Here is a 26,417-nt window from a genome sequence, read left to right as displayed (position 1 = left end):
CCATATGCCAACCGCTGATCTGAGCGCACGGCGGGGATGCTTTGCCGACCTGGCGACATCATGGAGAGGTTTGCGCCGCTTCTTCGACCCACGTGGCCGGGCCAGTCGGACAGAGCTGTTCCTACTGCCAGCACTTCCTGTAGCGGTGGTTGCTCTTGCCTTCGCTTTGTACGGGCTATTTGCCCCAACGTTCAGGTTCGGTGAGTGGGGCGGGTTGGTATCCGCTTTGGTATTCGTGCCCATTCCCGCTGCTGCCGCGCGCCGTTTTCACGACATCGGGAAGAGCGGATGGTTCGCATTGCCTGTTCTGATCATGTGCGCAGTGGGCCTTTGGGACGTGTGGAAGGACTGGGAGGCCGGGCCTTATGCATCGCACGATTTGTGGGGGACCAACATAATTGCAGAAGTCGGCTTTGCGGGATTATGCCTTTTTTACGTTGCTGTGCTGCTGCAACCTCCGCGCGACGAGGGCAATCCGTACGGACCGAACCCGCGCCCTGCACCCAAGGTGATCTAGGCGCTCTCCGCATCGATCTCCGCGATCTTCGCCAGCAATTTCTCGATACAACTGCGCGAAGTGCCGAGCGTGAAATGCGGCGCGTCTATGCGCAGGGTATGATCCGTCTCGCCTTCCTTGCCGCGCGTGCATTCCGGCGAAATCACGCCGTCCACAGCGGACCAGATCGCCAGCGTCTGCACAGGCGGTTTGGTTGAAACGTCTTCCACAAACGGAGGGTTTTCGACTGTGTGATCGTTGATCGCTTCGTATAGCTGCCATGCGCGGTTCGCATGGCGATCACCGGAAAAGGGGCTGGCGACGGTGACAACCATATGCAGGTGCTCTGCGCAGCGATGGCCTAGAACGCGCGCGTAAAGACCGCCGAGGCTCCATCCGATAAGCAGCACTTTCTTGCCCGTTGCGCGGTGCAGGACGGCGATCCTCGCTTCCAGTTTTTTCACCTTGGCAGGGTCTGCTCCGGTGTTGAGGCCAAGCCGCCAGCCTTCTGGCGCAAACCCGCGCGACTTCAACGTCCGGCGCAGAAGCGTGGTGGAGACATCGCCCGTGGCGAGGCCAGGAATGACGAGCGCTGCCCGCCCTTCCCCGATCTGCGCGCCGGATCGCGCCCGGCGCAGCGGATTGACCAGCACACGCGGCACCGCCAGCGCTTCCCGCAAAATGTTGCGAAGCGGCGGCGGTGCGGCGTTGCTGTCTGCCAAATCAGTCGCCCGTTAGAATACGGTCGACCAATTGCTTCACGCTAGGCGTGAAGTTGTTCGAATAGAACGGGTCCTGCTTGAACCGGTATGCCGAGTGTCCGGCGAAGGCCAGATTATCGTCAGGGTCCCCGCCGTGGGCGATATCCTGCAGTGTTTTCTGGATGCAGAAGCTGCGCGGATCGGCAAGGCGGCCGGTTGTGAAATTGTCATGGTCTTTCCATGACGAAAATGCGCAATGCGACAGGCAGCCCATACAATCCGCCTGATCCTTGCGGATTGTCTCGGAGCTTTCCGGGGTCACAAAAACAACCGTGTCATCCGGCGTCTTCATGATTTCCGTGAAGCCTTCGGCCATCCATGACTGGGCCTTGCGCTGGTCTCCGGGGTGGACCCAGAAATACTTCGCCTTGCCGTGGTCGGTCAGCGGTACGGTGCCTTCTTCCTGATCCCGCTTGAAAATCGGAATTTGCCGATCGCTGCGGTGCATCAGGTCATAAAGGAACGGCGTTTTGACAGCACTGGAATAAAAGCCCGTGGGACTGAATTTGTGCAGCAACACATCACCCGGCTCGACCGTACGGAGCATTTCTTTCCACACTTGCGGAATCGGGCTTTCCTCGGTCAGCAAAGGCCGCGTGCCGAATTGAAATGCGATCTGACCAAGTTCCGGATTGTCGATCCAGTTTTCCCATTCACGCAGACACCAGACGCCGCCAGCCATAACGACTGGCACATCGTCCGATACGCCTTCCTTGCGCATCATGTCGCGCAGTTCCTTCACGCGCGGATAGGGATCCTGCGGCACTTTGGGATCTTCTGCGTTGGAAAGGCCATTGTGACCGCCGGCCAACCATGGATCTTCATACACGACCGCCGCCATAAGATGCGGCACCTTGTGATAAGACCGCTTCCACAGGGCGCGAAATGCCCTGCCCGAACTGACGATCGGCAAATAGTGGACATTGTGCCGCTCTGCGATTTCAGCCAGCTTGTACGGCATGCCGGCACCGCATGTGACGCCGGTGATCATGCCGGGGCAGTTTTCCAACACGCCTTCCAGCACTTGCTGGGCGCCGCCCATTTCCCACAGCACGTTGATATTGATCGCGCCTTTACCGCCAGCAATTTCATGCGCGCGCTTCACCTGCTCTGTCGCGCCATCGACGGCGTAACGGATCAGCTGTTCGTGGCGTTCGACGCGGGTTGCCTGCGGATAGACCTGCGGCACGGGATTGCCGTCGCTGTCATAACTGTCCGCATTCACGGCGCTTACCGTGCCAATACCGCCAGCTGCCGCCCACGCGCCAGAGCTGTCGTGGTTGGTTGCCGAAACACCTTTGCCACCTTCGACCAGCGGCCACACTTCACGGCCGCCATACATAATGGGTTTAAGACCCTTGAACGTCATTATCTTCCCCGGAGGAGGAGCTATCATCATTGATGGAAAGCTCGTTGAAATCTTCGCCCGGCTGTACGCAGGGCTCTATATCGCTTGGGTCCGGCCTCTCGCCAGATACTTCAAATTGTGCGTAATACCCTGCGATTTGCGGTTTGCGGACGAATTCGACCAACCGATACCCGACCCGTTCAAATTCGCAAAACAGAAGCTGGGGATTGATGCCATGTTGATCCGCCGGACGGTCAACATCAACCACAATCACTTGCCCGCCTTCGCGCAGCGCAGGGCGCATACGCCAGATGAACGCATATGGCTCCGTTATCTCATGATACATATGTACCATGAAAATGCGGTCGAAACTATTGGGTGGCAAGCCCGGGTCATCGAATTTTCCCCGCGCAACCGAAACATTGTCGAGCCTGTCCCGCTCCACACGGCTGCCGAGGCGGCGAAGAACGGCATCGTCAATATCCTGCGCAAGTACGCGGCCATCCTCTCCGACCCGCGCAGCAAGGCGGACGGTGTAATACCCCTCCCCCGCTCCGATATCGGCAACGGTCATACCTTCGGTAATTGCGGCCTGATCCATTACCGTTTCAGCTTCGCGGCGATCGTCGCGAATCTGTTCGGTCGAAAAGGCATTGCCGCTGAGATCGGATACCGGGCGATAAGGCCTCGGAAAATCCTGGCTGGTTACGGGGCGATCATCCTCTGCGACGTCACATGCGACGAGCAAGCCGCACGCAGCAACGCATGCCAAAATCCCGAAAGCTGACCCTCTCTCCATTGTTGAGCCTCTAGCTGTCCGTGTGGCGCTTGGCAAAGCCGCTCTTTGCGGTGCCTACTCCACATCCTCCACATCGACCTTCTCGCCAGTTACGCGCTGAGCAAGGGCGGCGGCGATGAAGTCGTCGATGTCGCCGTCCAGCACATCATCAGGCGTGGGACTGGTGACTCCGGTCCGCAGGTCTTTCACCATTTGATACGGTTGCAGGACGTAACTGCGGATTTGGTGGCCCCACCCGATTTCGGTTTTCTCGGCATATTCGCCGGCCGCCACGGCTTCACGTTCTGCCATCTCGCGTTCGAACATCCGCGCCTTTAGCATATTCATCGCGGTCGCGCGGTTCTTGTGCTGGCTGCGGTCGTTCTGGCTTGCCACCACAATCCCGGTCGGTTTGTGCGTGATCCGGACTGCAGAATCGGTCGTGTTGACGTGTTGCCCGCCCGCGCCCGACGCACGGTAAGTGTCGATCTTCAGATCGCCTTCGTTGATTTCTATATTGATGTCGTCATCAATCACCGGATAGACCCAGACGGAACTGAATGATGTGTGACGGCGGGCCGAGCTGTCATACGGGCTTATGCGCACAAGGCGGTGTACGCCCGTTTCGGTCTTGGCGTAGCCATAGGCGTTTTCGCCCTTGATCAGCAAAGTGGCAGACTTGATGCCAGCCTGATCGCCCGCCGCGTATTCTACAGTTTCGACCTTGAACCCCCGTCGTTCTGCCCAGCGGCCATACATGCGGAACAGCATTTCGGCCCAGTCCTGGCTTTCCGTCCCGCCTGCGCCTGAATTGATCTGGAGATAGGTGTCATATCCATCGGCCTCGCCAGACAGCAGGGCGTTGACCTTGTCGCGGTCCGCACGCTTGGCGAGCGCGGCAAGGCTTTTCAGGCCATCCTGAACAACGTCGTCATCACCTTCGGCTTCGCCCATGTCGACGAATTCGACAGCATCCGACATTTCAGCAGAAATTTCCCGCACGGTCGCAACTGCGTCCTTCAGCAGTTTATGCTCGCGGCTGATGGCCTGCGCCTTCTTGGGATCGTTCCACAGGTCAGGATCCTGCACGCGCGCTTCCAACTCGTCGAGCCGGCGCAGCGCGTGTTCCCAATCCAGCGACTTCTTTACCAAGGCAAGAGCAGCAGTGATCCGGTCTATATGGGCCTGCCCTTCGGCACGCATGGCATTGTTCTCCGATAGAATTGATTGGCGCGCCTAGCGCAGCGCGCGGCTTTGCGGAAGAGGCCGCGATTATTCAGACACGGCCAACGGGTTGCCGATCAATAAATGCCGCCCTGCTCTTCTGCGAAGTCATCTGGCTCCTCAGCCGTCTGGGTTTGCGTCGAAACCGCAGGCCCGCGCTCTCTTCGCCGCAATTGCGCCAGAATGGTTTCGCGCATTGTGTCTATATCATCCTGCCGCTGCGTACGGCGAGGTTCGGTGTCGGGCTTGAAAGCCTCCCAGATGACCGCGGCAGTGGGTTCATCACCTGGCCAGCCACCAAATACCCGGTTTCCGGTCCTTCTGTCGATCCGCACCATGCGGACACCGGCCGGCGCAGTAAATGGCCGCCCGGACCAGTGATCCCGTGTCTCTTCGGCAAATTGGCGAAAAATCGGCACGGCAGTATTTCCGCCTTGCACGTAACCGCCCATGTTGCGCGGGGTGTCGAACCCGAGATAGGTTCCGGCCACGATATCGGGAGATCCGCCGACGAACCAGGCATTGGTCGGGCCGGTACTGGTGCCGGTCTTGCCAAACATCGGAATATCGAGATCACGCAGACGGGTCGCGGTGCCGCGCTGCACTGTTCCTTCAAGCATATGTACGGTCTGGAAAGCAGTCCGCGCGTCCATCACCTGACGGCCCGTTCGGCCAAACCGCGGCATCGCCGCGCCGTCCCACTCAGCCATATTGCAACCAGTGCAGTCGCGCTGATCGGTGCGCCAGATCACCTTTCCGTCACGGTCCTGAACATAATCGATGACGGTCGGCGGATTAAGCCGCCCATGGTTCACCATGGCAGCATAAGCAGCGGTTATCCGCTCGACAGTGGTTTCACCTGCACCCAGAGAGAATGCCGGGAATGGCTCGTATTCAATACCTTCAGGCTCCAAACCCATGTCGCGGAACGTCTGGATCACATTTTCCATGCCGGCGTCCATTGCGATATGGACAGTCATCAGGTTCTTGGATTGCTCCAGCCCGTAACGCATCGGGAATTCGCCGCCGCCGCGGCCACCTCCGAAATTGGTGAAGCATTTTTCTCCGAGGTTGCTGCCCTGGTAATAACAGTACTGACTGTCGGGGATCATTGTTGCAGGCGTCATCCCGTGATCAAGCCCCGTAGCATAGACGAATGGCTTGACGGTAGAGCCCGGTTGGCGATCGGCCTGTGTTGCGCGATTGAACGCCCCAAGCCTGCTATCGAAACCCCCCTGCATCGCAAGGATACGGCCCGTTTCCGGCTGCATCGCCAGAAAACCGCCGGAGACTTCTGGCACGGTTCGAACCCGCCAGCCATTTCCGCTTGGCGAGGCGGCAATAACATTGCCGACAGCCAAAGCGTCCGGCAGGCCAGACAAAGGCGCCTCGTCCCCGTCGGCAAAGCCAATCGTTGCGGTTGCACCGCTGCGCGCTGTTACCACGCCGATCCGCCAGTCATCATAATTGATCGACAGGTACGAACTTCGCAGCTGCTCCGTCAGATCACCGTTGGCCGCGTCGATCGTGGCCAAAGGCCCTGTCCAGCCGCGATTGCCATGATAACGCAGCATTGCTGCCCGCAATGAATCGCGCGCGGCATCCTGCAATTCTGTATCGAGCGAGGTCCGCACCCAAAGCCCGCCTGCATAAACGCTGTTCTCGCCGTCCTCTGCCTCTTCACCGAACCGCGCGATCAACTGGCGTCGCACCTCTTCGAGGAAATACCCGGCATCTGCGGAGCGCTGCGTGCGTTGCCCTTCAACAATGCCAAGCGGCCTCGCTTGGGCATCCGTCATCTGCGCCTGCGTAATGTAACCATTGTCTTCCATCTGGGAGAGAACAAGGTTTCGCCGCGCCTGCGCAATTTCGAAATTGGCGGAGCGGCTGTATTCCTCTGGTGCACGCGGCAGGATGGCAAGATAGGCCATCTCGTGCAGATCGAGCTCGTCCACGTCCTTGTCGAAATATGCGAGAGAAGCTGCCTGAACGCCGAAGCTGCGCCTCCCGAGAGGAATTTCATTGAGATACAGCGTGATGATCTCTTCCTTCGGCAGCACGCCTTCGATGCGCGTGGCCAGGATCATCTCGCGCAATTTGCGCGTGACCGAATATTCATTACCGACAAGAATGTTTTTCGCGACCTGCTGCGTGATGGTGGAGCCGCCCACGGCTCGCTCCCCCGATCCCAGCTTGGAAACATAATCGAAGACCGCGTTAACAAAACCGCCCGCGTCAATCCCGTTGTGGCTCCAGAAGGTCTCATCTTCTGCCGAGACATACGCGTTGAGCAATTGTTCGGGCAGGTCCCGGAAATCCAGCTCCACTCGCCGCTCACGTTCATACCGGTGAACAATTTCGCCATCCATGCCGCGCACAACGGTCGGCAGATTGGGTTCGTAATCCAGCAGTGTTTCAGCATCAGGCAAATCATGCGCCAGCCAGAACCACCCGAGGATCGCCAGCAACAGTCCGCCGCCAAGTGCATAAAACAGCATGCGGAACCGGCGGCGGGTTTGCCACGCTACGCGGATCTTCATCCAAGTGCCCTCACCACCGCGCGAAACGCGCCGCGTAAAGCCACCTTTGCCGTCAGTTGCAGCATCACCGGGAAATTCATTGCTCATGAGTCAGGGCCCTAGCATGGCAATTAAAGCTGGCGCCACAATGAATGCGCGCCGTTTCAGCCAATCCCGTCAACATTAGCCGGAATTGCTCTGCCGTGCGAAAAAAATCCGGATGGCGCGCGCGAGCACATCCGCGAATTGCTCCTGCCCCTCGGCTGAAGCCAAGGCGCGTGCTTCATCGGGATTGGAAATGAACCCCGCTTCATACAAAACCGCTGGCACATCGGGTGCCCGCAAAACAGCCAGCGCTGCCGAGCGCCGCGCTTGCGGGTGAAACCGCAAGGTGTCCGCTCCTTCACGCTCGATAAGTGACGCAAATTCGGCAGAACTCTCGGAAGTGCGCCGCTGCGATAACTCGACAAGTATGGCATTCACTGCATCATTATTGCCGGACAGATTAACCCCGTTTACAATATCCGCGTCATTCTCGCGCTGTGCAAAGCGGGCTGCTGCTTCGGATGACGCGGTTTCAGAGAGGGTGTAGATGCTTGCCCCCTCCACACCTTCCTTGTCGCCTGCCGAATCAGCATGGATAGAAATAAACAGGTCTGCCCCAAGGGCGCGGGCGATCTGGGCGCGTTCTTCCAGGATGATGAGCGTATCGTCTTCGCGGGTCATCGCGACCCGGATACCTCCTTGTTCGACCAATCTGTCGCGCAGGGCCCTGGCAAGGCCAAGCACGATGGATTTTTCGCGAAGCCCTTCACTGGAAGCGCCCGGGTCAGGACCGCCGTGGCCGGCATCAATAACAATCAGAGGGCGTGTGGGATCTTGCGGGCCAAAAATTTCCGGTAACCCCAATTGTGCTTCGGTATCAGGTAGCGGCAGAGTGATGACGTAACCGCGCCCGAGGACCGGCACAGGTATAGTCAGGCCCCAGAGATAAAGCGCGCCGACAAGGACAACAGGGAATGCAAACAAAAGGCTGACCTGGATGCGTTGCGCCACGGCAGTTGCCCGACCTCCTCTATTCAAATGCCCGTAGTACAGCAGCCTCTGACTCCGCTGCATACAACACTTGCCGATTGTTAACGCAGACCCAAGGGAAATTTGCAGAAACGCGCAACAAGGTTGCCGATAGTTTCCCCTGATGCTAGCAGAATAGCCGCCGGTGTATTACGTCCCGGCATTCCGGGATGGCGCCCTGTCAGGCCCGGCACAGATTACAGGTTGATGCCGCAATGCAAAGCAATAGCCAGACTGCCAAAGCACGTCCGCAAGGGCGTGTGGCAGGTGCGGCTTGCTTCGCGCAGATGACAAAACTGCGCCTCCGCATTCCGGCGAACACGTTTCGCAAGCCCGATTGCCAGCGCCCGTTTTGGGCACATGGCGACGGTGCGATCCTTCCTTCCCTGCGCTTGAGCGCCGGGATCCACACATATCGGCACCCCCCCGCAACCGGACAGGCTTCAACCGGCCTTTCCAGTGGTACATTGGGGCCTGCCTGGAGAATATTTAATGGCAACGCGCATGCTTATCGATGCGCGCCACCCGGAAGAAACGCGGGTGGCGGTAGTCAAGGGAAACCGGATTGAGGAGTTTGACTTTGAATCTGCTGAACACAAGCAGATCAAGGGCAATATCTATTTAGCCAAAGTCACGAGGGTTGAACCCTCTTTGCAAGCGGCATTTGTCGACTTTGGTGGCAATCGTCACGGCTTCCTTGCTTTCAGTGAAATCCATCCGGATTATTACCAGATTCCGGCGCAGGACCGCGAGGCCTTGCTGGCCGAAGAACAGGCTGCGGCTGATGAAGAAGCCGCTTTGCGCGAGCAAGAAGACGAAGACGGCACGCCAGAGCCTGCGGACGAACATGATCACGATGATGATGAACCTGGTGTCGAGGAAATCGACACGTCCGAAAAGGACAAGGTTGCGACCATCGAAGAGGGCCAGCTCGAAGATTCTCACGATGACGACGACGATGATTCAGACGACGATGATTCCGATGACGATTCGGATGACGGGGAATCGGACGGCGACGATGAAAACGGCGATGCCAGGAACGGCAATCGCCGGGGACGCGGTCGTGGTCGCCAGCAGGGGCGCGGCCACAAGGGCCGCCGGCCACAAGGTCGCCAGAGTTCAAGCCGGGGCGGCGGCAGCCGTGCCAAGGAAATAGACGAAGCGCGGGCAAAGCGTCAGGCTCTGCGTCGCCGCTACAAGATCCAGGACGTGATCCAGCGCCGTCAGGTGCTGCTAGTCCAGGTTGTGAAGGAAGAGCGCGGCAACAAGGGTGCAGCCCTCACCAGCTATCTCAGTCTTGCGGGCCGCTATTGCGTGCTCATGCCAAATTCCAGTCACGGTGGCGGCATTTCTCGCAAGATTTCCAGCGGCTCTGACCGCAAGCGCCTCAAGAGCATTGTCAGCGATCTCAGCCTGCCGAAAAGCATGGGCCTGATCGTACGGACAGCTGGCCTTTCCCGCACCAAGCCGGAAATCAAGCGAGACTTCGATTATCTCGCACGGTTGTGGGACGAAATCCGCGAACGCACTCTCGGCTCCAGCGCACCGGCCCAGATCCATTCGGATTCGGACCTGATCAAACGTGCCATCCGCGATATCTACAATCGCGAGATCGAAGAAGTCATCGTAGAGGGCGAACAGGGGTACAAGGCTGCAAAGCAGTTCATGAAACTGCTCATGCCCAGCCACGCACGCCGGGTAAAAGCCTATAATGATCCGGTCCCGTTGTTCCAGCGCTACGGCGCGGAAGACCAGCTTTCCGCGATGTACGAACCCGTCGTCCAGCTGAAATCGGGAGGCTATCTGGTCATCAACCCGACAGAGGCACTGGTATCCATCGACATCAACTCGGGCCGTTCCACCAAGGAACACGGCATCGAGCAGACGGCGCTTCACACCAATCTCGAAGCGGCACGTGAAATCGCGCGGCAACTGCGCTTGCGCGATATGGCCGGTCTGGTGGTGATCGATTTCATCGACATGGATCACAATTCCAACGTTCGTAAAGTCGAGCGGGCGATGAAGGATGCACTCAAGAACGATCGCGCCCGCATCCAGGTGGGCCGAATTTCCGGCTTCGGTCTGATGGAAATGAGCCGCCAACGGTTGCGCACCGGCGTGCTCGAAGCTTCTACCCGCGAATGCCCGCATTGTGACGGTACGGGCCTGGTCCGCACAGCGTCATCTGCCGGGCTCTCGGCTCTTCGTGTGATCGAAGATGAAGCTGCCAAGGGCAAAGGCACTGTCATCACCCTGCACGCTTCGACAGAGGCGGCGGTTTACCTGCTCAACGCGAAACGTTCCGACCTTGCAGAAATCGAAAGCCGTTATCACGTAACGGTCGAAGTGAAGCCCGAAGGCGAAGACGAAGGTGCGAAAATGCGCGTCAATTCGTCCGGCCCCAAGCCGAGCGAAGCGCCCCGGTTCGAACCTATTGTTGACGATGAAGAAGATGAAGTCGTCGATGATAACGACGATGATGATGCCAGCGAAGATGCGCAGGAAGCGCGTGATCATAACAACACGGATGAAGATGGTCAGGCCAAAAAGCGCCGGCGACGTCGCCGCGGCGGGCGTGGCCGCAACAAGAACCGGAATGCTGACGAAAGCCAGTCTGACGAAAATTCATCTGATGATGACGGTGATAATTCGCAGCAGGACGAAAGCCCATCTGAAGAACGTGGTGATGACGAAGGTGAGAGAAAGCCTCGTCGCGGTCGCCGGGGCGGTCGTGGTCGCTCGCGCAAGCCGGTAAGCGATGATGCGACCGGCGCGGAAACCGATACGGCAACTGACACGGCGGCAGAACAGGGCAGCGAAACACAAGCTGCACCAGACGCCGAGGAAAAGCCGAAGCCGAAGCCGCGCGTCCGGCGGGCGAAGGCTTCCGAAGCAAAGCCAGCGGCTATAGCCGATACGGACGCTGACGCTCAGGACGGTTCCGAAACCGAGGAAAAGCCGAAGCCGAAGCCGCGTACGCGCAGGAAAAAGCCAGCGGTCGACGCTGCTGAAACTCCGGCCGCTGACAACAGCGCAGAAGCCGCAGCTGATGCCGAAGAGAAGCCCAAGCCAAAACGCAAGCCACGCAAGAAGGCTGAACCAAAGGCAAAGGCTGAACCAAAGACGAAGGCTGGCGAAACAGCCGAAGCTACCTCAACCAAGCAAACCACTGCCTCCGAGGTTCCGGCACAGGTAAAAGCTGGCGAAGGCGAAACTAGCGAAGGCGAAACAAGCGAAGGCGGGGCTCGCCGCGGCGGATGGTGGCAGCGCACTTTCGGCGCCTGATCTCGCCAAATTCAACAATGCTTGGTATGTGCAGTTATCCCGCTCCTCTATTTTTAGCGGGATAACTGCACGCGATACGCCGCATTTTCGGCGCGCAACCTTTGCTTGGTGGCGTCAAGCCATCAGTCTGATGACACCTTCAGGTGATTGAAGTCAAAATGTCGAAATGTCAGTCGCGGTGCCTTGCAAGCAGCAAAGCACGAACGGCCGAAAGATCCTCAGCATTGTCCACGTCGACAGCGGCGAGGCCATTGGAGGCAGGCACTAGGCTGGCACGGATACCGATCTTCTGACCAAGGCGAGCAAGGCCGTCAGCCAAGGTCAAACGGCCCAAAAGCATTGAAAACAATGTGCCAAAACCAAGCCGGGCAACGATCCGCCATGGCCGTTTGCGATCTGCTTCCACCGTGCTCCAGATATTGATCGCCCGTTCAGCAGACGCGGTCTGCAGATAGAAAAGATTGCAGCCGGACCAATGCCCGTCTGCGAAACGCAGATAAGTGCGTTTGCTACCCGGCATCGCCTGGTCAATCTCTTCGCGCCGGGCCAGCATAACCGAAACATCGCAATCACCCGGTGTGTTGTCGATAAGTTCACGGACCCAGGCAGCTTCCAGCAACGCATGATCCGAAGTCGTCACCAGCAGCGGTGCACCGATATTTTTCAGCGCGAGACCAACGCTTGCACTGGGCCCGCGCCCTGTGGGTAATGTTTCGCAATCAAGCGCCTGCGCAAGATCAGATACTGGCCCGGGATCACAACTGACAACAATCCGGGTTATACCAGCCTTAAACAAGGCATCCACCACACGCTGAAGAATCGGCACTCCTTCAACGTCGATCAACGCCTTGTGCGAGGCGCCTTGCGCCTGTGCAAAGGGATCTCCCCCCTCGCGCGTTCCCGCCAGTACCAGAGCGGCAACGGTCATTGTGCGCCTTCCTTACGGATCAGTGTGGTCATAACCCGCCAGACAGTCAGGCTCATCACAACCCACATCACGGCGAGACCGGCGGCAACCGCAATTCCCACGCCAACAGCGCCCAGATGCACAAGCAGCAAAATACCGGCCGTCAGTACGCCAACTGCCAATGCGCGGATCAGCATCGAGTAAATCGCGCGCCCGGTAGAATACAGCATCGGCTCATACGCGACCGAGGCCAATTCAAAAGACGCGCCGATAGCCAGCGGTATCAGAACCGCCGCACCGCCCACATAATCTTCGCCCCCGATCAGCAATAGCAACGGTTCACCGAGCAATACGGCCAACGCTGTCACCAAGGCTCCGCCACCCGCAGCGATCAGGGTGGTTTGCCGCACCAGCTTGCGAAAAAGCTGTTCCGAGTGGGTAGTCCGGGCAACCGCAAATTCGGGAAAAATCGCGCGCGCCAGCAGGCCGGAAAGCTTGCCGATACCCTGCGCCAATTGATCTGCCAGACGGTATAGGCCCGCAGCGCTGGTTCCGAGAAAATAACCGACCGCCAGAAGCGGTCCCTGTTTGTACAGGGCATCAAGTGTCGACGAAAAATAGGTTACTGTGAAGAACTGGGTCAAACCCCTGTGGTCCTTCAGCGTATCACGGGCGTAACCAAAGTGGCTGCGGTGCATGGCCTCTGGAACCAGCCTCCACGCGACAATCCAGTATAGAGCGCCCGCCAGCAAATCGAACATTGCCCAGGCGAAAAGGAAACGTTCAACTGTTGCCCCGGCAAGAACGATGACGAAGGATGCCAAAAGGCGGCCCGCCGGAACCACCGCCTCGACATAGATACCCAAATCGAACCGATCCAGCACCCTTACGATACCATTAGGCGTCGTCATGCGGGACCACAGCATGGCACAGGCAAACCAGAAGGCCACGTCAATATAGCGGGGATTTAGTTCCAGCATTGATCCAAAGCCGTGAAACACGATTGCGGCAATAACGCACCCTGCAATGGCACCTGCCACATCAATCTTGCTGCACAACCAGATGAGCTTTCCGAACCGGGCCCAGTCCTTCTGCTGCACCGGCTCTGCGCCGAATTTCACCACGGTTTGCCAGGTCTGGAAACTTGCCAATGCCACCAGCGTGAGCGCAGTCACGAAAATCAGCGAGAAGTGACCGAAATCCTTCAATCCCAGCGAGCGTGAAAGAATTGCCAGGTAGGCGATCGAGCAGATTGCTCCGAAGCCCTTACCTCCCATCAACCAGGCAACATTCTTGAGGATTTGACGCATTCCGCCCCGTTGTGGGCGGATCGTCTGGTCCGTCTCCATGGCAAGGGTCCTCGTGCGGCTGGCTAGGTATCGACCGATTGTTGCATTCGGGTCGGCGGCTTCGATTGCTTCCTAATCGATCATGGACCGTTGGCAAATATCAACTTAACCGAAACCCCTTGCATGAAGAGGCGATATGCCTATCCGCTGACTGCGCGATGCCAAGCGCCGTCTTCCTATTCAACCATGATGCGGCCCACCAGGTCGCGCATCTCGCGCCTGTCGCGGCCGCAATGGCCCGCGAGCATAGCGATGTCGAAACCATCGTTGCGTATTCGGACAAGGCGCTCAGGCAAAAAATCGAGAGCCTGATCAGTCCTGATGATGCAGCGCTTATGAATTGGCACGAACTGCATCTTACAGGCTTTGTTGGAAAAGCCGCCAGGCTGCTGGACAGGATTTTGCCTGCCTCACGCCTGGCACGGCTGCGAATTCATGAAAAACTGTTTGCCGAGAGCGATGCAGTCATATCCACTGAAAGGACATGCCTGCGGGTAAAAGCGCGCCTTGGCCCAGACCGCGCGCCACCTTTCATAAGGGTTCCACACGGGACCGGCGACCGCAGTGTCACGTTTCACCCGGATCACCGCAAGTTCGACCTCAGTCTTGTTGCGGGGCCGAAGATGGCGGAAAAGCTTGCCGAAAACGGCGTTGATCCCGCGCGAATCAAGGTAACAGGTTACCCCAAGTTCGAACGTGTCGATCTTGCATCAAAGCCGGTCTTTTTCAGCAACGGACGCCCGACATTCGTCTACAATCCGCATTTCGACCCGCACCTTTCCAGTTGGTACGATATGGGCCCCGATCTGCTGCGGTGGTTCGCCAGCGAAGCGGGACAGGCATATAATCTGGTGTTCGCCCCGCATGTAATGCTGTTTCGCAAAGCCATGCACATCTCGCCGGAATACGGGATTGGCAAACGCCGCCCTGATATTCCTGGAGAAGCACGGGCGGTGCAGAACATTCTTATCGATGTCGATGGGCCTCGCCTGTTCGACATGAGTTATATGCTGGGTAGTGACGGATATATCGGCGAAGCGTCGAGCCAGCTTTACGAATTTCTTGTTCGCCCTCGCCCTGTATTCCTACTCGATCCAAACGAAGCGCTACGCCAGCAAGGGTCGGACGATTTGCCGTTTCTCGGCACCGGGCCAATTGCGCAAAATATTACTGAACTGTCCGAACTGCTGGCGGACCACCGGAATATCGGCGAGAGGTATCGCAGCGCACAGAAAACGCTGATCGCCCACACATTTGCGCAGTCAGACGTTCCGTCTTCGCAGCGCGCGGCGCATGCCATCGCGCAATTGATCGCTGACCGGCAGAATCAATGCGGATAGCCTATCTGATCAATTCCATGGAGGGCGGCGGGGCGCAGTCTCCTCTCCCGCAGATCATCGGCTCGCTGCGACAGGCAGGCGCGGAAGTACGGGTCTTCGCACTTACCCGACGCAACGGCCTCGCGATCCCCCGGCTGCTTGAGCGCGGTATTGAGCCGGTGGTAAGAGAAGGCGGGGAGAAGGATCACCCGGCTGCATTACGCTGGATCACGCAGCAGGTTCACGATTGGCGTGCCGACGTTTTGTGGACATCTCTCACCCGCGCAACACTGCTGGGACAAATTGCGGGCCAGCGGTTCAAATTGCCGGTGGTGAGCTGGCAACACAATGCCTTTCTAAAACCATGGAACGAGAGAATATTGCGCTGGCGCGCTGCAGCTTCCGACATCTGGGTTGCAGATAGTGCACAGGTGGCGGATTTGACGCGAAACAGGCTTGATATCGCCGCAAAAGATGTCGTTACATGGCCGATATTCGCCGCCAATCCCGATGCTCCTCAATCCAGGAGTTGGACCGAAGGCGAAATGCTGCGCATCGGAAGCCTGGGGCGGCTTCATCCCGCAAAGGGCTATGACATTTTGATCGCTGCTCTGGCGCAATTGCAATCGACGGGTTTTGAGCCTGCAGCGAAATTCCAGATTACCATCGGCGGGATCGGCAAGGACGAAGCGCAGCTTAAATCACAGGCCGCCGCCGCCGGTCTTGATACGATCAGGTTCGCCGGCTTTGTGGAGGATCCGGCAGCGTTTCTGGCTGACCAGCATCTTTATCTTCAACCTTCAAGGCGTGAAGGCTTTTGCATCGCAGCGCATGAAGCGATGCAGGCCGGTCTGCCGGTTATCGTCTCACAAACGGGAGAAATGCCCTTCACTGTGGATGATCCCGCAATCGGATTGGCTGTTCCTGTCGGAAATGTGCCTGCGCTTGCAGAAGCCTTGGGGCAAATGCTGTCACAGCCCCTGATCCTGAAAGATATGGGGCACCGCGCACGGGAACGGGTGCTGGAAAAGTTTTCACAATCGCATTTTGATGAAATCGGGGCGGCGTTGGTTGGCAGAATTCGCCACATCCTTGCGGAACGTTAAAGCTCGCCGTCCACCACTTGCCAGCCCTGCGCCGCGGCTTTGGCACGTTTCGCATTGTTTCGTGTGACGAAAACTGCGTCCTTCGCCGCTGCCAGCAAAGGCAAATCGGCAAAGCTGTCGCTAACAAAACGAAGGTCTGATTGGGCAGGATCGTGCCCGAGCCATTCCGCAACACGGCGATATTTCTCGGCCCCATAGCAATTGCCGCCCGGGATCAATCTGCCATCCCAACGGGTGGCGATTACATGTTCAATCCCGATCATATCAGCGAATGCCGTGGCATAAAATTCAAACGCGGCTGTTGCGATAGCAATACGCCTGCCTTCTGCACGGTCGGCTTCAACCATGGCGACGATACCTTCCAGCCAGCCCGATCGCTCGACATGGGCAGAAGCGAAGGCTCTTCCGGTCAATTGCAGGATTTCATGGCCTGGATTCCCGAGCATCAGACGCATGCCAAACTGTTTGAGTGAAGTGCGATTGTATAAGCCGATGCGGTAACCGGCCATCATCAACACCCACAAGGGAAGGAAGGTAATCCGCCAAGGCGCCAGACGCCGCGATGCAAAGATCAGGAAGGGTGTGAACGTTGCCCGGCGCACCAAGGTCTTGTCGAGGTCATAGACGGCGGTTTTCATCGCGGCTGACAATGGCAGCAACATATACCTCGTTCAAGCTGGATCGATCCTCCCGACAGGGCGAATCCCGCCATATGTCAGCCCACATCGCAAGCTGTCTCGACTGGTTATTCGGGAATGCGATCACCTTTCCAGTCGAACACATTGCCGCTGTCTTCCGGCCCCAGCTTCTGCAAAACGGCCAGCAAGTTGCGTGCGGATTCATCAGCTGGAGTCAATTGACCCGCTGGCAAATTGGACTGAAACGGCTGTGACAGCGGTGTGTCGACGGTACCGGGATGAAGGCCAGCGATTACGGCCTGCTTGTGCGTGCGGCACATCTCGATAGCAAAGTTGCGGATCAGCATGTTCAGCGCGGCTTTGCTTGCCCTGTAAGAATGCCACCCGCCAATCCGGTTGTCAGCGATAGAACCAACACGGGCCGAAAGGGCTGCAAATGATGCAGGCGCATTGCGCGGAAACAACGGCAGCACGTGCTTTGCGATCATTGCGGGGCCGACAGCGTTGAGAAGAAGTATTTCGCTCATCGCCTCTCCGCTCAGTTGCTTCAGGCTCCGCTCAGGCCCGGTACCGTCCTTCAAGGTAAGAACGCCTGTGGTGACAAAAACCAGATCAGGCGGACTTTCCTTCCACGGCGCAACAGCCGCCGCAATGCTGGCTTCGTCGGTCAGATCAAAGGTGAATGGTGTCACTCCCGGCAATTGCGGAACATCGCCTCTGCGAGAGCCTGCCAGCACAGCAACACCGTCCGCCGCCAAAGCGCGCACCAGCGCATCGCCTATGCCGCCGCTTGCGCCGAAAATAGCTGCTTTGGTCCAGTTCATCTCGTCACTTCCCGCAATTTGAAGCTATTATTTAGGGCACCAGTTTGGCGAAGATAACCGGTCCGCTCTGCCGTATTCGTTTGGATATGCCGGACGCCTGCCCGATCAGCAAAAACCGGCAGAATTCCTGCGGAAATCGCGCCTTTGGCCAAAGGTCCTGCTTGCCCTTGCTGACACGATAGCTAGATAGGCAGCAACAGGCTGGAACAACCGGAAGATACCATGGCAACCTTCACTCTCCCCAAAAACAGCAAGATCCGCAAGGATGGCGAAGTCCACAAGGCGGAGGGAGCAAGCCGGACGAAAACCTTCCGGATCTATCGCTACAATCCGGATAGCGGCAAAAACCCCAGCTACGACACCTTTGAAGTTGATCTGGACAATTGTGGCCCGATGGTTCTGGATGCCCTGTTCAAGATCAAGAACGAAATCGATCCGACGCTGACCTTCCGCCGGTCATGCCGCGAAGGTATTTGCGGTTCGTGTTCGATGAACATGAACGGCAAGAACGGCCTCGCCTGCACAACTGCGATCGAAGACATGGCCGGCGATATCCGCATTACCCCCCTCCCTCACATGGAGGTGGTGAAGGATCTGGTGCCCGACTTCACGCATTTTTACGCGCAATATGCCAGCATCCGCCCTTGGTTGCAGACCGTATCTACAACGCCAAGCGGCAAGGAACGTTTGCAATCGCCAGAGCAGCGCGAAAAGCTTGATGGTCTGTACGAATGCATCCTGTGCGCCTGCTGCTCCACCGCCTGCCCCAGCTATTGGTGGAATTCCGACAAGTTCCTCGGCCCGGCGATCCTGCTTCAGGCATATCGCTGGCTCGCCGACAGCCGCGATGAAATGACAGGGGAGCGTTTGGACGATCTGGAAGATCCCTTCCGCCTCTATCGCTGCCATACGATCATGAACTGCGCCAATGTTTGCCCGAAGGGTCTGAACCCCGCGCGAGCGATTGCCGAAATCAAGAAGATGCAGGCCGAACGCGCGATCTAGGTAAATGCTCGCACGGTATGAGCAGTTGATTGCAGCCGGAGAGTTGCAATCCGATCCGGACCAGCGCGCCGCAGCCGTCAGGCTGAATGCGCTGCAGAAAGAGCTTCAGGCCGATGCTCCTGGCGGGTTGTTGGGCCAGCTGTTCGGCAGCCGCAGGACCAGCCCGCGGGGCGTTTACATGTGGGGCGGCGTCGGGCGCGGCAAGTCTATGTTGATGGACATGTTTGTGTCCACCTTGCGAATTCCGGAAAAGCGCCGCGTCCATTTTCACGCCTTCATGCTGGAAGTTGACGGCTTGCTGCGCGAAGAGCGAGAGCGGGAAACCGAAGGACCGGTGCGCCGTGTCGCAAAGCGAATTGCTGCCGATGTTCGTTGCCTGGCTTTCGATGAAATGGTCGTCAACAACACCGCCGATGCAGCAATTATGGCGCGCCTGTTCACCGCGTTGATTGTTGACGAAGGCGTTACCATCGTCACGACAAGCAACCGGCCCCCGCGCGATCTCTACAAGGATGGCCTGAACCGGTCACTGTTCTTGCCTTTCATTGATCTGGTGGAAGCTGAAATGGACGTGGTTTCCCTGAACGGCCCGACCGACTACCGGCTGGACAGGTTGGGAGACCTTGAAACATGGCATGCCCCGGTGAGCGCTGCTGCCACGGCCCAAGTAAGAGAGGCCTTTTTTCGGCTCACGGATTATGCGCCAGAAGATGCCGCCAACGTCCCCTCCGGTGAACTTGACCTTGGCGGCGGCCGGAGCCTTTTCGTGCCCAAAAGTCTTAAGGGGGTCGCTGTATTCAGCTTCAAGCGCTTATGCGGTGAAAACCGCGGCGCGGCTGATTATCTGGCCGTGGCGCGCGAATATCACACCGTGATCGTAGTTGGCATTCCGCGCATGGGGCCTGAAAACCGCAATGAGGCAATCCGCTTTACCAAGCTGATCGATGCGCTTTATGAAAACGGTGTGAAACTGTTTGCGACGGCACAGGCCGAACCGGAAGATCTCTATCGCAAAGGCGATGGTGCCTTCGAGTTCGAGCGGACAGTCAGCCGCCTGAAGGAAATGCAAAGCACCCAATACATGGCCCTAGGCCACGGCAGGGCGACCTAGGTAATGCCGAGCCGCGCAAGCGAGCGGTCGAGCATCAACAATTGCCAAAGCAGTCGTGAATGGTCCGACCGGCCCGCAATATGCGCTTCGGCCAGTTCTGCAATTCGCGCATTGTCGAACCAGCCCGTGCGTGCAAGCATGGCGCTTTTGGCGATGCCACGTGCTTTCCCCGCAAGGGGGCCGCGAAACCAATGTGCAATCGGCGTGACGAAGCCTTGTTTGGGCCGATAGAGAATGTCCTCCGGCAGATACCGCTCCATCGATTTTTTGAGCAGCCATTTGCCCTGTGAACGTTTCACGCGAAGGCCATCGGGGAGAGCTGCTGCAAATTCCACCAACCGGTGGTCGAGCAGCGGTTCACGCGCCTCCAGCCCGACCGCCATGCTGGTACGGTCAACTTTTGTAAGAATATCGCCCGGCAGCCAGAATTTGAGATCGGCATATTGCGCCGCATCCAGTCCCGTACGCGCCGGAGCATTTGCCATCAGAGCCTCCAACGGTGCTTCCCCGCGATAGCCGCCGATCTGCTTGCGCAGGCCCTCACCATACATCGACTGCCGGATTTCAGGAGGCACAACCGACAGCGCCCGTGCATAGCCTTCAGCCCCGGAACCAGCGAGCGATTGGAGTGTCGCCTTCGCTCGCAAAGGTCTGGGCGCCCAATCCATTTTCGGGAAAACATTCCCCAACGGACCAAGCACTTTCGAACGAACGGCGCCCGGGATCATGCCGCGCGCGCGCTCTTCATGGGCATGGAACACTTGTCGGCGATATCCGGCAAAGGCCTCGTCCGCGCCATCGCCAGACAGGGCAACCGTGACGCTTTCACGCGCCAATTGGCACACCCGCCATGTCGGCAAGGCAGAGGCATCGGCGAAGGGTTCATCAAACATGCCGGCAATGGTGTCGATGGCATCGAACTGGTCCGCGCTGACGATGCGGCTGGCGTGATCGGTGTTGAACAACTGCGCGACTTGATCAGCATAGCTTGTCTCGTCTGCGCTCGCGACGTCAAACCCTATGGAGCAGGTGCGCACCTTGCCCTGCCCCGCGCCCGCCATGAAGGCGACCACGGCAGAGCTGTCGACCCCGCCGGACAAGAACGCGCCCAGCGGCACATCTGACACCATCCGGCTTTCGACAGCCTGTTGCAGGTGATGCAGCAATTCCGCCTCAAGATCGCGGGCCTTGGCCTTATGGCGTTTCTCGAAGCTCACATCCCAGAACTGGCGCGGCTGCGGCAGCGGCGTATCGTGTTTCAGCAGCATGGTATGGCCAGCTGGCAGCTTGCGCACTCCGCGAAGAATTGAACGATGATCGGGGACATAGCCCCAGGTCATGTAATCCTCGATCGCCAGAGGATCGGCATCACGGCGCAGCAATGGATGCGCCAGAAGGCCTTTCAATTCGGAGGCAAAGGCCAGCGATCCGTCAGCAAGCTCCGCAAAAAACAGCGGTTTTACGCCAAACCGGTCGCGCGCGAGGAACAGCGTCCGTTCGGACCGGTCGTAAAGCGCGAAGGCAAACATGCCGTGCAAATGCTGCACACAATCCTCGCCCCAGCGCTGCCATGCGGCGAGGATGACTTCGGTATCGCCGTCAGTTTTAAATTTCGCGCCTTGCTCTTCCAGTTCGCGCCGCAATTCGCGGAAATTGTAGATTTCGCCATTGAAGGCGATCACCGCGCGCTCATCTGCCGAATGCATCGGCTGCGGTGATCCTTCCAGATCGATGATCGACAGACGGCGATGGCCCAGCCCCACGCCGGGCGCAGTCCATACGCCGGATCCGTCGGGCCCGCGGTGCGCAAGCACATCGCACATCCGCTCAACCCGTGATGGATCAACCGGCTTGATGGTGCCCGTATGAAAAAGACCTGCAATGCCGCACATGGATTTGCGCGTTAATCCACGCGGCCCGCGCGGTCCATCCATTCACCGAGGTCGGCGGTGGAAGACCGGAAATCATAGATTGCCTGCGCGCCGTTCTCATCCGCCGTTTCTGTAGCAGAGATGATCAGCATCGCGGACGGCTGCGCGCGCAGCAACAGCCGATCCCGCATGGTGATCAGCTTGAGACGCAAGGCGCTACCCCCGCTCCAATCTCCTGCACGATACCAAGTTTCTGCGACCCGGCGATGCATTCCCAGCGCCTGCAAACGCGCGCCCACCACGCCATCAGGCGCAGTTGCAGCAGACAGCCAGCGCCACTCGGTGTCAGGCGGCAGAGCGCCCTCGCCGAATGCGCCAGCCTCCCGGCCCTCCGACTGCGCAGCGTAAAGTGCATAGACAATTTCAACCACGCGCCCTTGGGCATCGCGGTAACTGCCACGAAGGACCTGATCGGCCCCGCCAGCGCGCGGCTGCCAATTGTATGGTTGCGCGGATGGGACCTGCGTCCAGCCTTCAACCTGTGGGAGCGTGAGTTGGTCCGCGATCTCTGCTTCGAGCGAATGCGCCTTGGCCGACCACGCGATTGTGACCAGCGCCATCGCTGCCAAAGCCATCAGCGCATACCAGCCTTTGTCACCGGCACTTTCAAACCGGTCAAACACCCGTATCGCCGCAATGCTTTCGCCGTCGATAAAAGGCGTATCGACATCGCGATCAAAAAACTTCCACGCGATAGCGAGAAGCAAGCCCATCACCATCGCGAAGAAAATCCAACCGTAGAAAATGTGATCGAAACCTGCAGCGAAGGCCACTCCCTGTGATTGCGCGATAAATATTGTGCCCCAGGCGCGCACTCCATTCGCCAGGATCGGGATGATGACAGCGAGAGCCATAAAGGCCCCACGCAGGCGCCAGGATTGGAAGCACACATGGGCAACCAGAGTGCCGAGCGCGACCATCGCGACTAAAAACTTCACGCCCGAACACGCTTCTGCCACTTCGAACAGGCCCGCTGGCGTGTCGATGAACACACCATCAATATGGGCAGGAATACCGCTCGCCATAGTTAGCGCGATCGTGATGTCGGCGGTGATCATCTGCAAAGCCGGAACCAACTCATCGCCAATCGGCACCAGGAACAATGCGTAGCAAAGCGGAAAAAGCAGCGCCCAGCTGATGCGCGGGCCAAGCATCGTCAGAACTGCTGCCTGCAGCGCGACCACAACGCCAAGATGTGTCGCCGTCGCAAGACCGGATATGTCACCCAAAAGCCAAAGGAACAGGGCTCCAGCCAGCGGGATCAGGCCGGGCCACCAGGAATGCGGTTGCAGCTTCGCCAACTCTCCTGATCTTTGGCAAACAAGCCAGACCAAAATTACAGGGACAAGAAGAATGTGATTATAAGTGGAACTGTCCCACCAATGAACCATCATGTCGGCCCAGTCGGGCGCAAACAGCAGAAAAACTGCCGCCCACGCCAACGCCAATTGCGCCAGCGGCTTCCGCCAGGCTGGCGTTAGCCGGTCTGCGATCAGCGCCCTTTGCGGAGAGATCGCATCAAGCCGCATCGCACAGCGCCTTACCATCGAAGCCCATAAGCGCAGGCAGCTCCGCCATCATCGCAGGCCAACTCATGGTGTTCAGGACAAACTCCCGCGCGGCCTGCCCTATGGCATCGCGCATCGCGGGATTTTCAATCAATTGGAGCGCGCACGATATGAGTGCCGCGTTGCTTTCGCCAATCATGAAGTGCTGCCCATCAACAGCATCAATGCCAGTCGCGGCCTCCGTACTGAGCAACACGCAGCGCGCCATCGCCATCGCCTCCAGCACCTTGTTCTGAACACCGCGCGCAATTGTAAGCGGGGCGACAACGACATCGGCGCTTGCAAGGAAGGGCCGGACATCGGGCACGGCGCCCCAGACTGTGACCCCCGGAAGGTCGCCCAGTTTGACGACCGCAGCCGTTGGAGCACGCCCGACGATGTGGAACTGTGCATCAGGTCGTTGTACGCGGATTGCGGGCAGTATTGCCCCGGCAAACCGAGTAACGGCGGCGATATTGGGGGCGTAGTCCATTTGACCCGTGAACACGAAATGTGGCCCTTCGCCGGACATCTCCACGAGCGGCTTTACGTCGCTCGGATCGTAAAAAACGCAGTCGATGCCATTGCGCAGCGCACGAATGTCTGCGCCGCCGGTAACGCGGGAGCGCAGCAATTCCGCTTCCTCGGCGCTCACCAGCAGGGTGTGGTTGGCGCGTACCGCGAGATCGCTTTCCATCGCGCGCAGCAATCGCCCTTCCCGTCCATCAATCCAAGCACGCGGCCCGGAACCGTCCCTGGCGTAAGCTTCAAACTTGGCCGAATCGACATCGACCAGATCAACGACCAGATGGCCGTTTGCATTATCGGACCAATCAACGGGCACATACTGGCCCATTTGGCCGGAAAAGACGTAAATTGCAGCAATGTCCTGTTCGGCGAGCGTTTGCTTCACCCAGCTTTTCAATTGGTCGGAACGAAAAGCAGTGAGGCTGACAGGCTCAGTCCGTGCCAGCGCCTCAACTCCGGCAAGCGGCAGGGGCTTTGACCGCCGCGGCATGCAATACGATGCTGCGATTGCCGCCAGTTCATGCTCATAGGCAAAGTCGCCGCTATCCTCGGCCAGGCAACCCACGTGAACCGGCGCAATCTGCGCCAGCGCCTTCAGCACATTATGCGAACGGATCTTGTCGCCCCGATCAGGTGGGAAAGGCAGGCGATGGGCAAGGAAGAGGATGTCACCGCTCACCCCAACCCCCGCGCAATAATCGGGCCGAGCCGATTGGCGGCCGGCAATGGCAGCTTCTTCCAGAGCGCAATGCGCGACTGATGCTGCTCGCTAGTTGGATCGGCATCGCGGGCCTCGTGTCCCGCTGCAGTCCAGCTTGCGTAGGAAAGCGGCTCCGGTTCAAAACCCCAGTTCTTCTTGAAGCTGTAGGCCCCGCTGCCGGTCTTGCTTCGCCCGAAATCGAACCGGTCACAGCCACGGCTGCGGGCGTGGAGCATCAGTGCATAATACATCCGGTCGTTGGCGCGCAGATACCTCGCCGCCATTGTGCCGCCGCCCCAATAAGGCATGACTGCACCGCCGTGATAGAGCGACAATACACTCGCAACCGCTTCGCCTTCATGGCGCACGGTAAGGATATCGGCGTCCAGCGTATCCAGCACAGCATCAAACAGGCTGCGCGGGAAGACCGGCGTACCGAGGTTGCGGACGCTGGCGGCGTAGACGGCATAATGGGCGGCCCGATCGGCCGCACCGCTACCGACGGAAACCGAAAGTTCGTTCTTCAGTGATCTACGCACTTCAGCGCGCTGTTTACGCGGGATGGCAGTAAGTTGCGCGTCATCGTCTCCAGCAAGAGGCTGCACGAAACCGCAATGGCTGTCCGTTCGCACTTCCCAGCCCACGCCCGCCGGGCCACCGCGCAATTCAATGGTCGTGCAGGACAGGCGCAGCGCATATTCGGTGGCTGCATTGCACAGCGCTGAAGCCGTGCTGTCATCATCGGCAAGAATGCCGCCTTCCACAGCAAACCCGCTGGAGGCGAGCATCCGGCCGAAGATTGGTGAATGCACTTCTGTAAGCGGAAGCCAACCGGTGATCGCGCTTCCCTGTTCCGCGATCAATCCGCAAGCGCGCTGGCCAGTGCCCTTTTCGATAGCACGAAGCCATGCAGGGCGGTGAAAAACAGAGCCAGCCTTGGTTGCAACAAATGCCTCAATCCGCGCCGCCTCGTCAGGTTCGCGCAAATTGGCTGTGCGGACGTGTTCGCGTGTCAGGCTAAACGGCGCATTCACGTGTCCAACTCGTACTTCGCAGCCTTTTCGGCAGCTAGCCTGGCGTTCTCTCGGTGAGCGATCAGATCAATCCGGCCCCACGAAAATTCATTGATAAGCTGGTTCAGCTTGTCTGACATCTTTGAAAGATTGGTGTAATGGCGCAGTCGTGATCGCAGCGGAGCGCCAGAAACGCGCGGTTGGCCGGGATCGATTTCCCACGGGTGGAAGTAAAAGATCGCCGGGCGCTGCTCTTCACGGTTGACCTGCCGAATTGCCCAGCGGCTGAAAGCATAGGGCAGCACGCGGAAAAATCCGCCGCCGCCCGCAGCAAGCCGTTTTCCGCGAAACTCTGCCGTGGTTACCGGAAGTTCGATCAGATCATGCCACGGCATCGGACGGAAAGCGAAGCGCGGGGCATCCGCCCAACCGTAATGATCATGCGCAACCGGAGCGACACTGGATGAATAGAGATAGCCTTGTTCAGCCAGTTCCATAAAGGCCCAGGGCGTGCGGTGGTCGATGGAAAAGCTGGGTGCGCGATACCCTATCACGCGTTTGCCGCAGCAATCCTCGATTGTCTTGCGCGTCTTCTCAAGATCGCGCGCGAAGGTCTGCCTGTCCATACGAAAAACACGTTGATGGTCCCATCCATGGCTGGCGACTTCATGGCCGCGTTTCGCGATTTCACGCAGGAGCGTTCCATGCCGTTGCGCAACCCAACCAAGCGTAAAGAACGTGGCCGTAGCTTTTGCTTCATCGAACAGGTCAAGTATCGCGTGAACGTTACGCTCGACACGGTCATCAAGCCCGCCCCAGCTATCACGTTCGATCACGTCCTCGAACGCGCCGACCTGAAACCAGTCCTCGACATCGACCGAAAGGCCGTTGACGATGGCTTCCTGCGCCTCGCCCTTTTCCTGAAATGTGATCGCGTTCACCGCACAGAGCTCC

General features: G+C 58.5%; 21 protein-coding genes. 6 read left to right on the top strand and 15 right to left on the bottom strand.

Annotated features, from left to right (window positions below):
* The first annotated feature begins 4 nt into the window (after window positions 1-4).
* A complete protein-coding gene (locus AB731_RS13800; protein WP_082126404.1) occupies window positions 5-517 on the top strand; it encodes a DUF805 domain-containing protein in 513 nt (170 codons plus the stop codon).
* Here AB731_RS13800 and AB731_RS06570 read toward each other — a convergent pair.
* From AB731_RS06570 to AB731_RS06545, 6 genes are all read right to left on the bottom strand, one after another.
* Window positions 514-1,218, bottom strand: a complete 705-nt coding sequence (locus AB731_RS06570; protein WP_047093802.1) for an alpha/beta hydrolase family protein — start codon at window positions 1,216-1,218, stop codon at window positions 514-516. The genes AB731_RS13800 and AB731_RS06570 overlap by 4 nt on opposite strands.
* Window position 1,219: 1 nt before the next feature.
* Entirely contained in the window at window positions 1,220-2,626 is a 1,407-nt protein-coding gene (locus AB731_RS06565) for an NAD(P)H-dependent flavin oxidoreductase (protein WP_047093803.1), read from the bottom strand.
* Complete coding sequence (locus tag AB731_RS06560) at window positions 2,607-3,404, bottom strand: class I SAM-dependent methyltransferase (protein ID WP_047093804.1); 798 nt, start codon at window positions 3,402-3,404, stop codon at window positions 2,607-2,609. Before AB731_RS06560 ends, AB731_RS06565 begins: the two co-directional genes overlap by 20 nt.
* Before the next feature lie 54 nt (window positions 3,405-3,458).
* Window positions 3,459-4,586 carry a peptide chain release factor 2 gene (gene prfB, locus AB731_RS06555; RefSeq protein WP_047093805.1) on the bottom strand — a complete coding sequence of 376 codons (1,128 nt, stop codon included), beginning with the start codon at window positions 4,584-4,586 and terminating at the stop codon, window positions 3,459-3,461.
* A 98-nt stretch (window positions 4,587-4,684) separates the two neighbouring features.
* Window positions 4,685-7,234 (bottom strand): penicillin-binding protein 1A, encoded by a 2,550-nt coding sequence (locus tag AB731_RS06550; protein WP_047093806.1) that lies wholly within the window; start codon window positions 7,232-7,234, stop codon window positions 4,685-4,687.
* A 75-nt stretch (window positions 7,235-7,309) separates the two neighbouring features.
* Window positions 7,310-8,182, bottom strand: a complete 873-nt coding sequence (locus AB731_RS06545) for an N-acetylmuramoyl-L-alanine amidase family protein (protein ID WP_047093807.1) — start codon at window positions 8,180-8,182, stop codon at window positions 7,310-7,312.
* Between the two features lie 510 nt (window positions 8,183-8,692).
* Between AB731_RS06545 and AB731_RS06540 the strand changes: the two genes are divergently transcribed.
* Window positions 8,693-11,485: an Rne/Rng family ribonuclease gene (locus tag AB731_RS06540; protein ID WP_047093808.1), complete on the top strand. Its 2,793-nt coding sequence runs from the start codon at window positions 8,693-8,695 to the stop codon at window positions 11,483-11,485.
* 169 nt (window positions 11,486-11,654) lie between these two features.
* Here the strand turns inward: AB731_RS06540 and AB731_RS06535 are convergent, their stop codons facing one another.
* Both AB731_RS06535 and AB731_RS06530 read right to left on the bottom strand, forming a co-directional pair.
* A complete protein-coding gene (locus AB731_RS06535) occupies window positions 11,655-12,413 on the bottom strand; it encodes a nucleotidyltransferase family protein (protein ID WP_047093809.1) in 759 nt (252 codons plus the stop codon).
* Window positions 12,410-13,741, bottom strand: a complete 1,332-nt coding sequence (locus tag AB731_RS06530; protein ID WP_047093810.1) for a lipopolysaccharide biosynthesis protein — start codon at window positions 13,739-13,741, stop codon at window positions 12,410-12,412. Before AB731_RS06530 ends, AB731_RS06535 begins: the two co-directional genes overlap by 4 nt.
* A 158-nt stretch (window positions 13,742-13,899) precedes the next feature.
* Between AB731_RS06530 and AB731_RS06525 the strand changes: the two genes are divergently transcribed.
* Complete coding sequence (locus AB731_RS06525) at window positions 13,900-15,081, top strand: hypothetical protein (protein ID WP_052769006.1); 1,182 nt, start codon at window positions 13,900-13,902, stop codon at window positions 15,079-15,081.
* On the top strand, window positions 15,072-16,166 hold the full coding sequence (locus AB731_RS06520) for a glycosyltransferase family 4 protein (protein WP_047093811.1): 1,095 nt from the start codon (window positions 15,072-15,074) through the stop codon (window positions 16,164-16,166). Before AB731_RS06525 ends, AB731_RS06520 begins: the two co-directional genes overlap by 10 nt.
* Here the strand turns inward: AB731_RS06520 and AB731_RS06515 are convergent.
* On the bottom strand, window positions 16,163-16,804 hold the full coding sequence (locus AB731_RS06515) for an HAD-IB family phosphatase (protein ID WP_052769007.1): 642 nt from the start codon (window positions 16,802-16,804) through the stop codon (window positions 16,163-16,165). The genes AB731_RS06520 and AB731_RS06515 overlap by 4 nt on opposite strands.
* A 107-nt stretch (window positions 16,805-16,911) precedes the next feature.
* Window positions 16,912-17,628 (bottom strand): SDR family NAD(P)-dependent oxidoreductase, encoded by a 717-nt coding sequence (locus tag AB731_RS06510; RefSeq protein ID WP_047093813.1) that lies wholly within the window; start codon window positions 17,626-17,628, stop codon window positions 16,912-16,914.
* 222 nt (window positions 17,629-17,850) lie between these two features.
* Here AB731_RS06510 and AB731_RS06505 point away from each other — a divergent pair, with 222 nt between their 5' ends.
* Together AB731_RS06505 and zapE are read left to right on the top strand one after the other, a co-directional pair.
* Window positions 17,851-18,633: a succinate dehydrogenase iron-sulfur subunit gene (locus AB731_RS06505; RefSeq protein ID WP_047093814.1), complete on the top strand. Its 783-nt coding sequence runs from the start codon at window positions 17,851-17,853 to the stop codon at window positions 18,631-18,633.
* A 4-nt stretch (window positions 18,634-18,637) separates the two neighbouring features.
* Window positions 18,638-19,744, top strand: a complete 1,107-nt coding sequence (zapE, locus tag AB731_RS06500) for a cell division protein ZapE (protein WP_047093815.1) — start codon at window positions 18,638-18,640, stop codon at window positions 19,742-19,744.
* Here zapE and AB731_RS06495 read toward each other — a convergent pair.
* Genes AB731_RS06495 through AB731_RS06475 form a run of 5 tightly spaced genes read right to left on the bottom strand, consistent with a single transcriptional unit; the run spans window position 19,741 to window position 26,404 of the window.
* The gene (locus tag AB731_RS06495) at window positions 19,741-21,636 is read right to left on the bottom strand and encodes an XrtA/PEP-CTERM system amidotransferase (RefSeq protein ID WP_047093953.1); all 1,896 of its coding nucleotides are present in this window, start codon (window positions 21,634-21,636) and stop codon (window positions 19,741-19,743) included. The two genes, zapE and AB731_RS06495, sit on opposite strands and share 4 nt — an antisense overlap.
* An 11-nt stretch (window positions 21,637-21,647) precedes the next feature.
* Entirely contained in the window at window positions 21,648-23,204 is a 1,557-nt protein-coding gene (xrtA, locus tag AB731_RS06490) for an exosortase A (RefSeq protein ID WP_047093816.1), read from the bottom strand.
* Window positions 23,194-24,429, bottom strand: coding sequence for a TIGR03087 family PEP-CTERM/XrtA system glycosyltransferase (locus AB731_RS06485; RefSeq protein WP_047093817.1), 1,236 nt, complete (start codon window positions 24,427-24,429; stop codon window positions 23,194-23,196). The genes xrtA and AB731_RS06485 overlap by 11 nt, the downstream gene beginning before the upstream one ends.
* Window positions 24,426-25,484 carry a FemAB family XrtA/PEP-CTERM system-associated protein gene (locus tag AB731_RS06480; protein ID WP_047093818.1) on the bottom strand — a complete coding sequence of 353 codons (1,059 nt, stop codon included), beginning with the start codon at window positions 25,482-25,484 and terminating at the stop codon, window positions 24,426-24,428. Before AB731_RS06480 ends, AB731_RS06485 begins: the two co-directional genes overlap by 4 nt.
* The gene (locus AB731_RS06475) at window positions 25,481-26,404 is read right to left on the bottom strand and encodes an XrtA system polysaccharide deacetylase (protein WP_231638875.1); all 924 of its coding nucleotides are present in this window, start codon (window positions 26,402-26,404) and stop codon (window positions 25,481-25,483) included. The genes AB731_RS06480 and AB731_RS06475 overlap by 4 nt, the downstream gene beginning before the upstream one ends.
* Between the last annotated feature and the right edge of the window lie 13 nt (window positions 26,405-26,417).

This window comes from Aurantiacibacter marinus, assembly GCF_001021555.1.
GTDB classification, from domain to species: domain Bacteria; phylum Pseudomonadota; class Alphaproteobacteria; order Sphingomonadales; family Sphingomonadaceae; genus Alteraurantiacibacter; species Alteraurantiacibacter marinus.
The sequence above is the reverse complement of the archived record's forward strand: the minus strand, read 5'-3'. Positions and strand labels throughout refer to the sequence as shown.

What these genes read in the sequence shown, in the direction of transcription:
- AB731_RS13800 (WP_082126404.1), top strand. Translation starts at nt 5, where the DNA reads ATGCCAACCGCTGATCTGAGCGCACGGCGGGGATGCTTTGCCGACCTG.
- AB731_RS06565 (WP_047093803.1), bottom strand. Translation starts at nt 2,626, where the DNA reads ATGACGTTCAAGGGTCTTAAACCCATTATGTATGGCGGCCGTGAAGTG.
- AB731_RS06560 (WP_047093804.1), bottom strand. Translation starts at nt 3,404, where the DNA reads ATGGAGAGAGGGTCAGCTTTCGGGATTTTGGCATGCGTTGCTGCGTGC.
- prfB (WP_047093805.1), bottom strand. Translation starts at nt 4,586, where the DNA reads ATGCGTGCCGAAGGGCAGGCCCATATAGACCGGATCACTGCTGCTCTT.
- AB731_RS06550 (WP_047093806.1), bottom strand. Translation starts at nt 7,234, where the DNA reads ATGAGCAATGAATTTCCCGGTGATGCTGCAACTGACGGCAAAGGTGGC.
- AB731_RS06540 (WP_047093808.1), top strand. Translation starts at nt 8,693, where the DNA reads ATGGCAACGCGCATGCTTATCGATGCGCGCCACCCGGAAGAAACGCGG.
- AB731_RS06535 (WP_047093809.1), bottom strand. Translation starts at nt 12,413, where the DNA reads ATGACCGTTGCCGCTCTGGTACTGGCGGGAACGCGCGAGGGGGGAGAT.
- AB731_RS06530 (WP_047093810.1), bottom strand. Translation starts at nt 13,741, where the DNA reads ATGGAGACGGACCAGACGATCCGCCCACAACGGGGCGGAATGCGTCAA.
- AB731_RS06525 (WP_052769006.1), top strand. Translation starts at nt 13,900, where the DNA reads ATGCCAAGCGCCGTCTTCCTATTCAACCATGATGCGGCCCACCAGGTC.
- AB731_RS06520 (WP_047093811.1), top strand. Translation starts at nt 15,072, where the DNA reads ATGCGGATAGCCTATCTGATCAATTCCATGGAGGGCGGCGGGGCGCAG.
- AB731_RS06515 (WP_052769007.1), bottom strand. Translation starts at nt 16,804, where the DNA reads ATGAAAACCGCCGTCTATGACCTCGACAAGACCTTGGTGCGCCGGGCA.
- AB731_RS06510 (WP_047093813.1), bottom strand. Translation starts at nt 17,628, where the DNA reads ATGAACTGGACCAAAGCAGCTATTTTCGGCGCAAGCGGCGGCATAGGC.
- AB731_RS06505 (WP_047093814.1), top strand. Translation starts at nt 17,851, where the DNA reads ATGGCAACCTTCACTCTCCCCAAAAACAGCAAGATCCGCAAGGATGGC.
- zapE (WP_047093815.1), top strand. Translation starts at nt 18,638, where the DNA reads ATGCTCGCACGGTATGAGCAGTTGATTGCAGCCGGAGAGTTGCAATCC.
- AB731_RS06495 (WP_047093953.1), bottom strand. Translation starts at nt 21,636, where the DNA reads ATGTGCGGCATTGCAGGTCTTTTTCATACGGGCACCATCAAGCCGGTT.
- xrtA (WP_047093816.1), bottom strand. Translation starts at nt 23,204, where the DNA reads ATGCGGCTTGATGCGATCTCTCCGCAAAGGGCGCTGATCGCAGACCGG.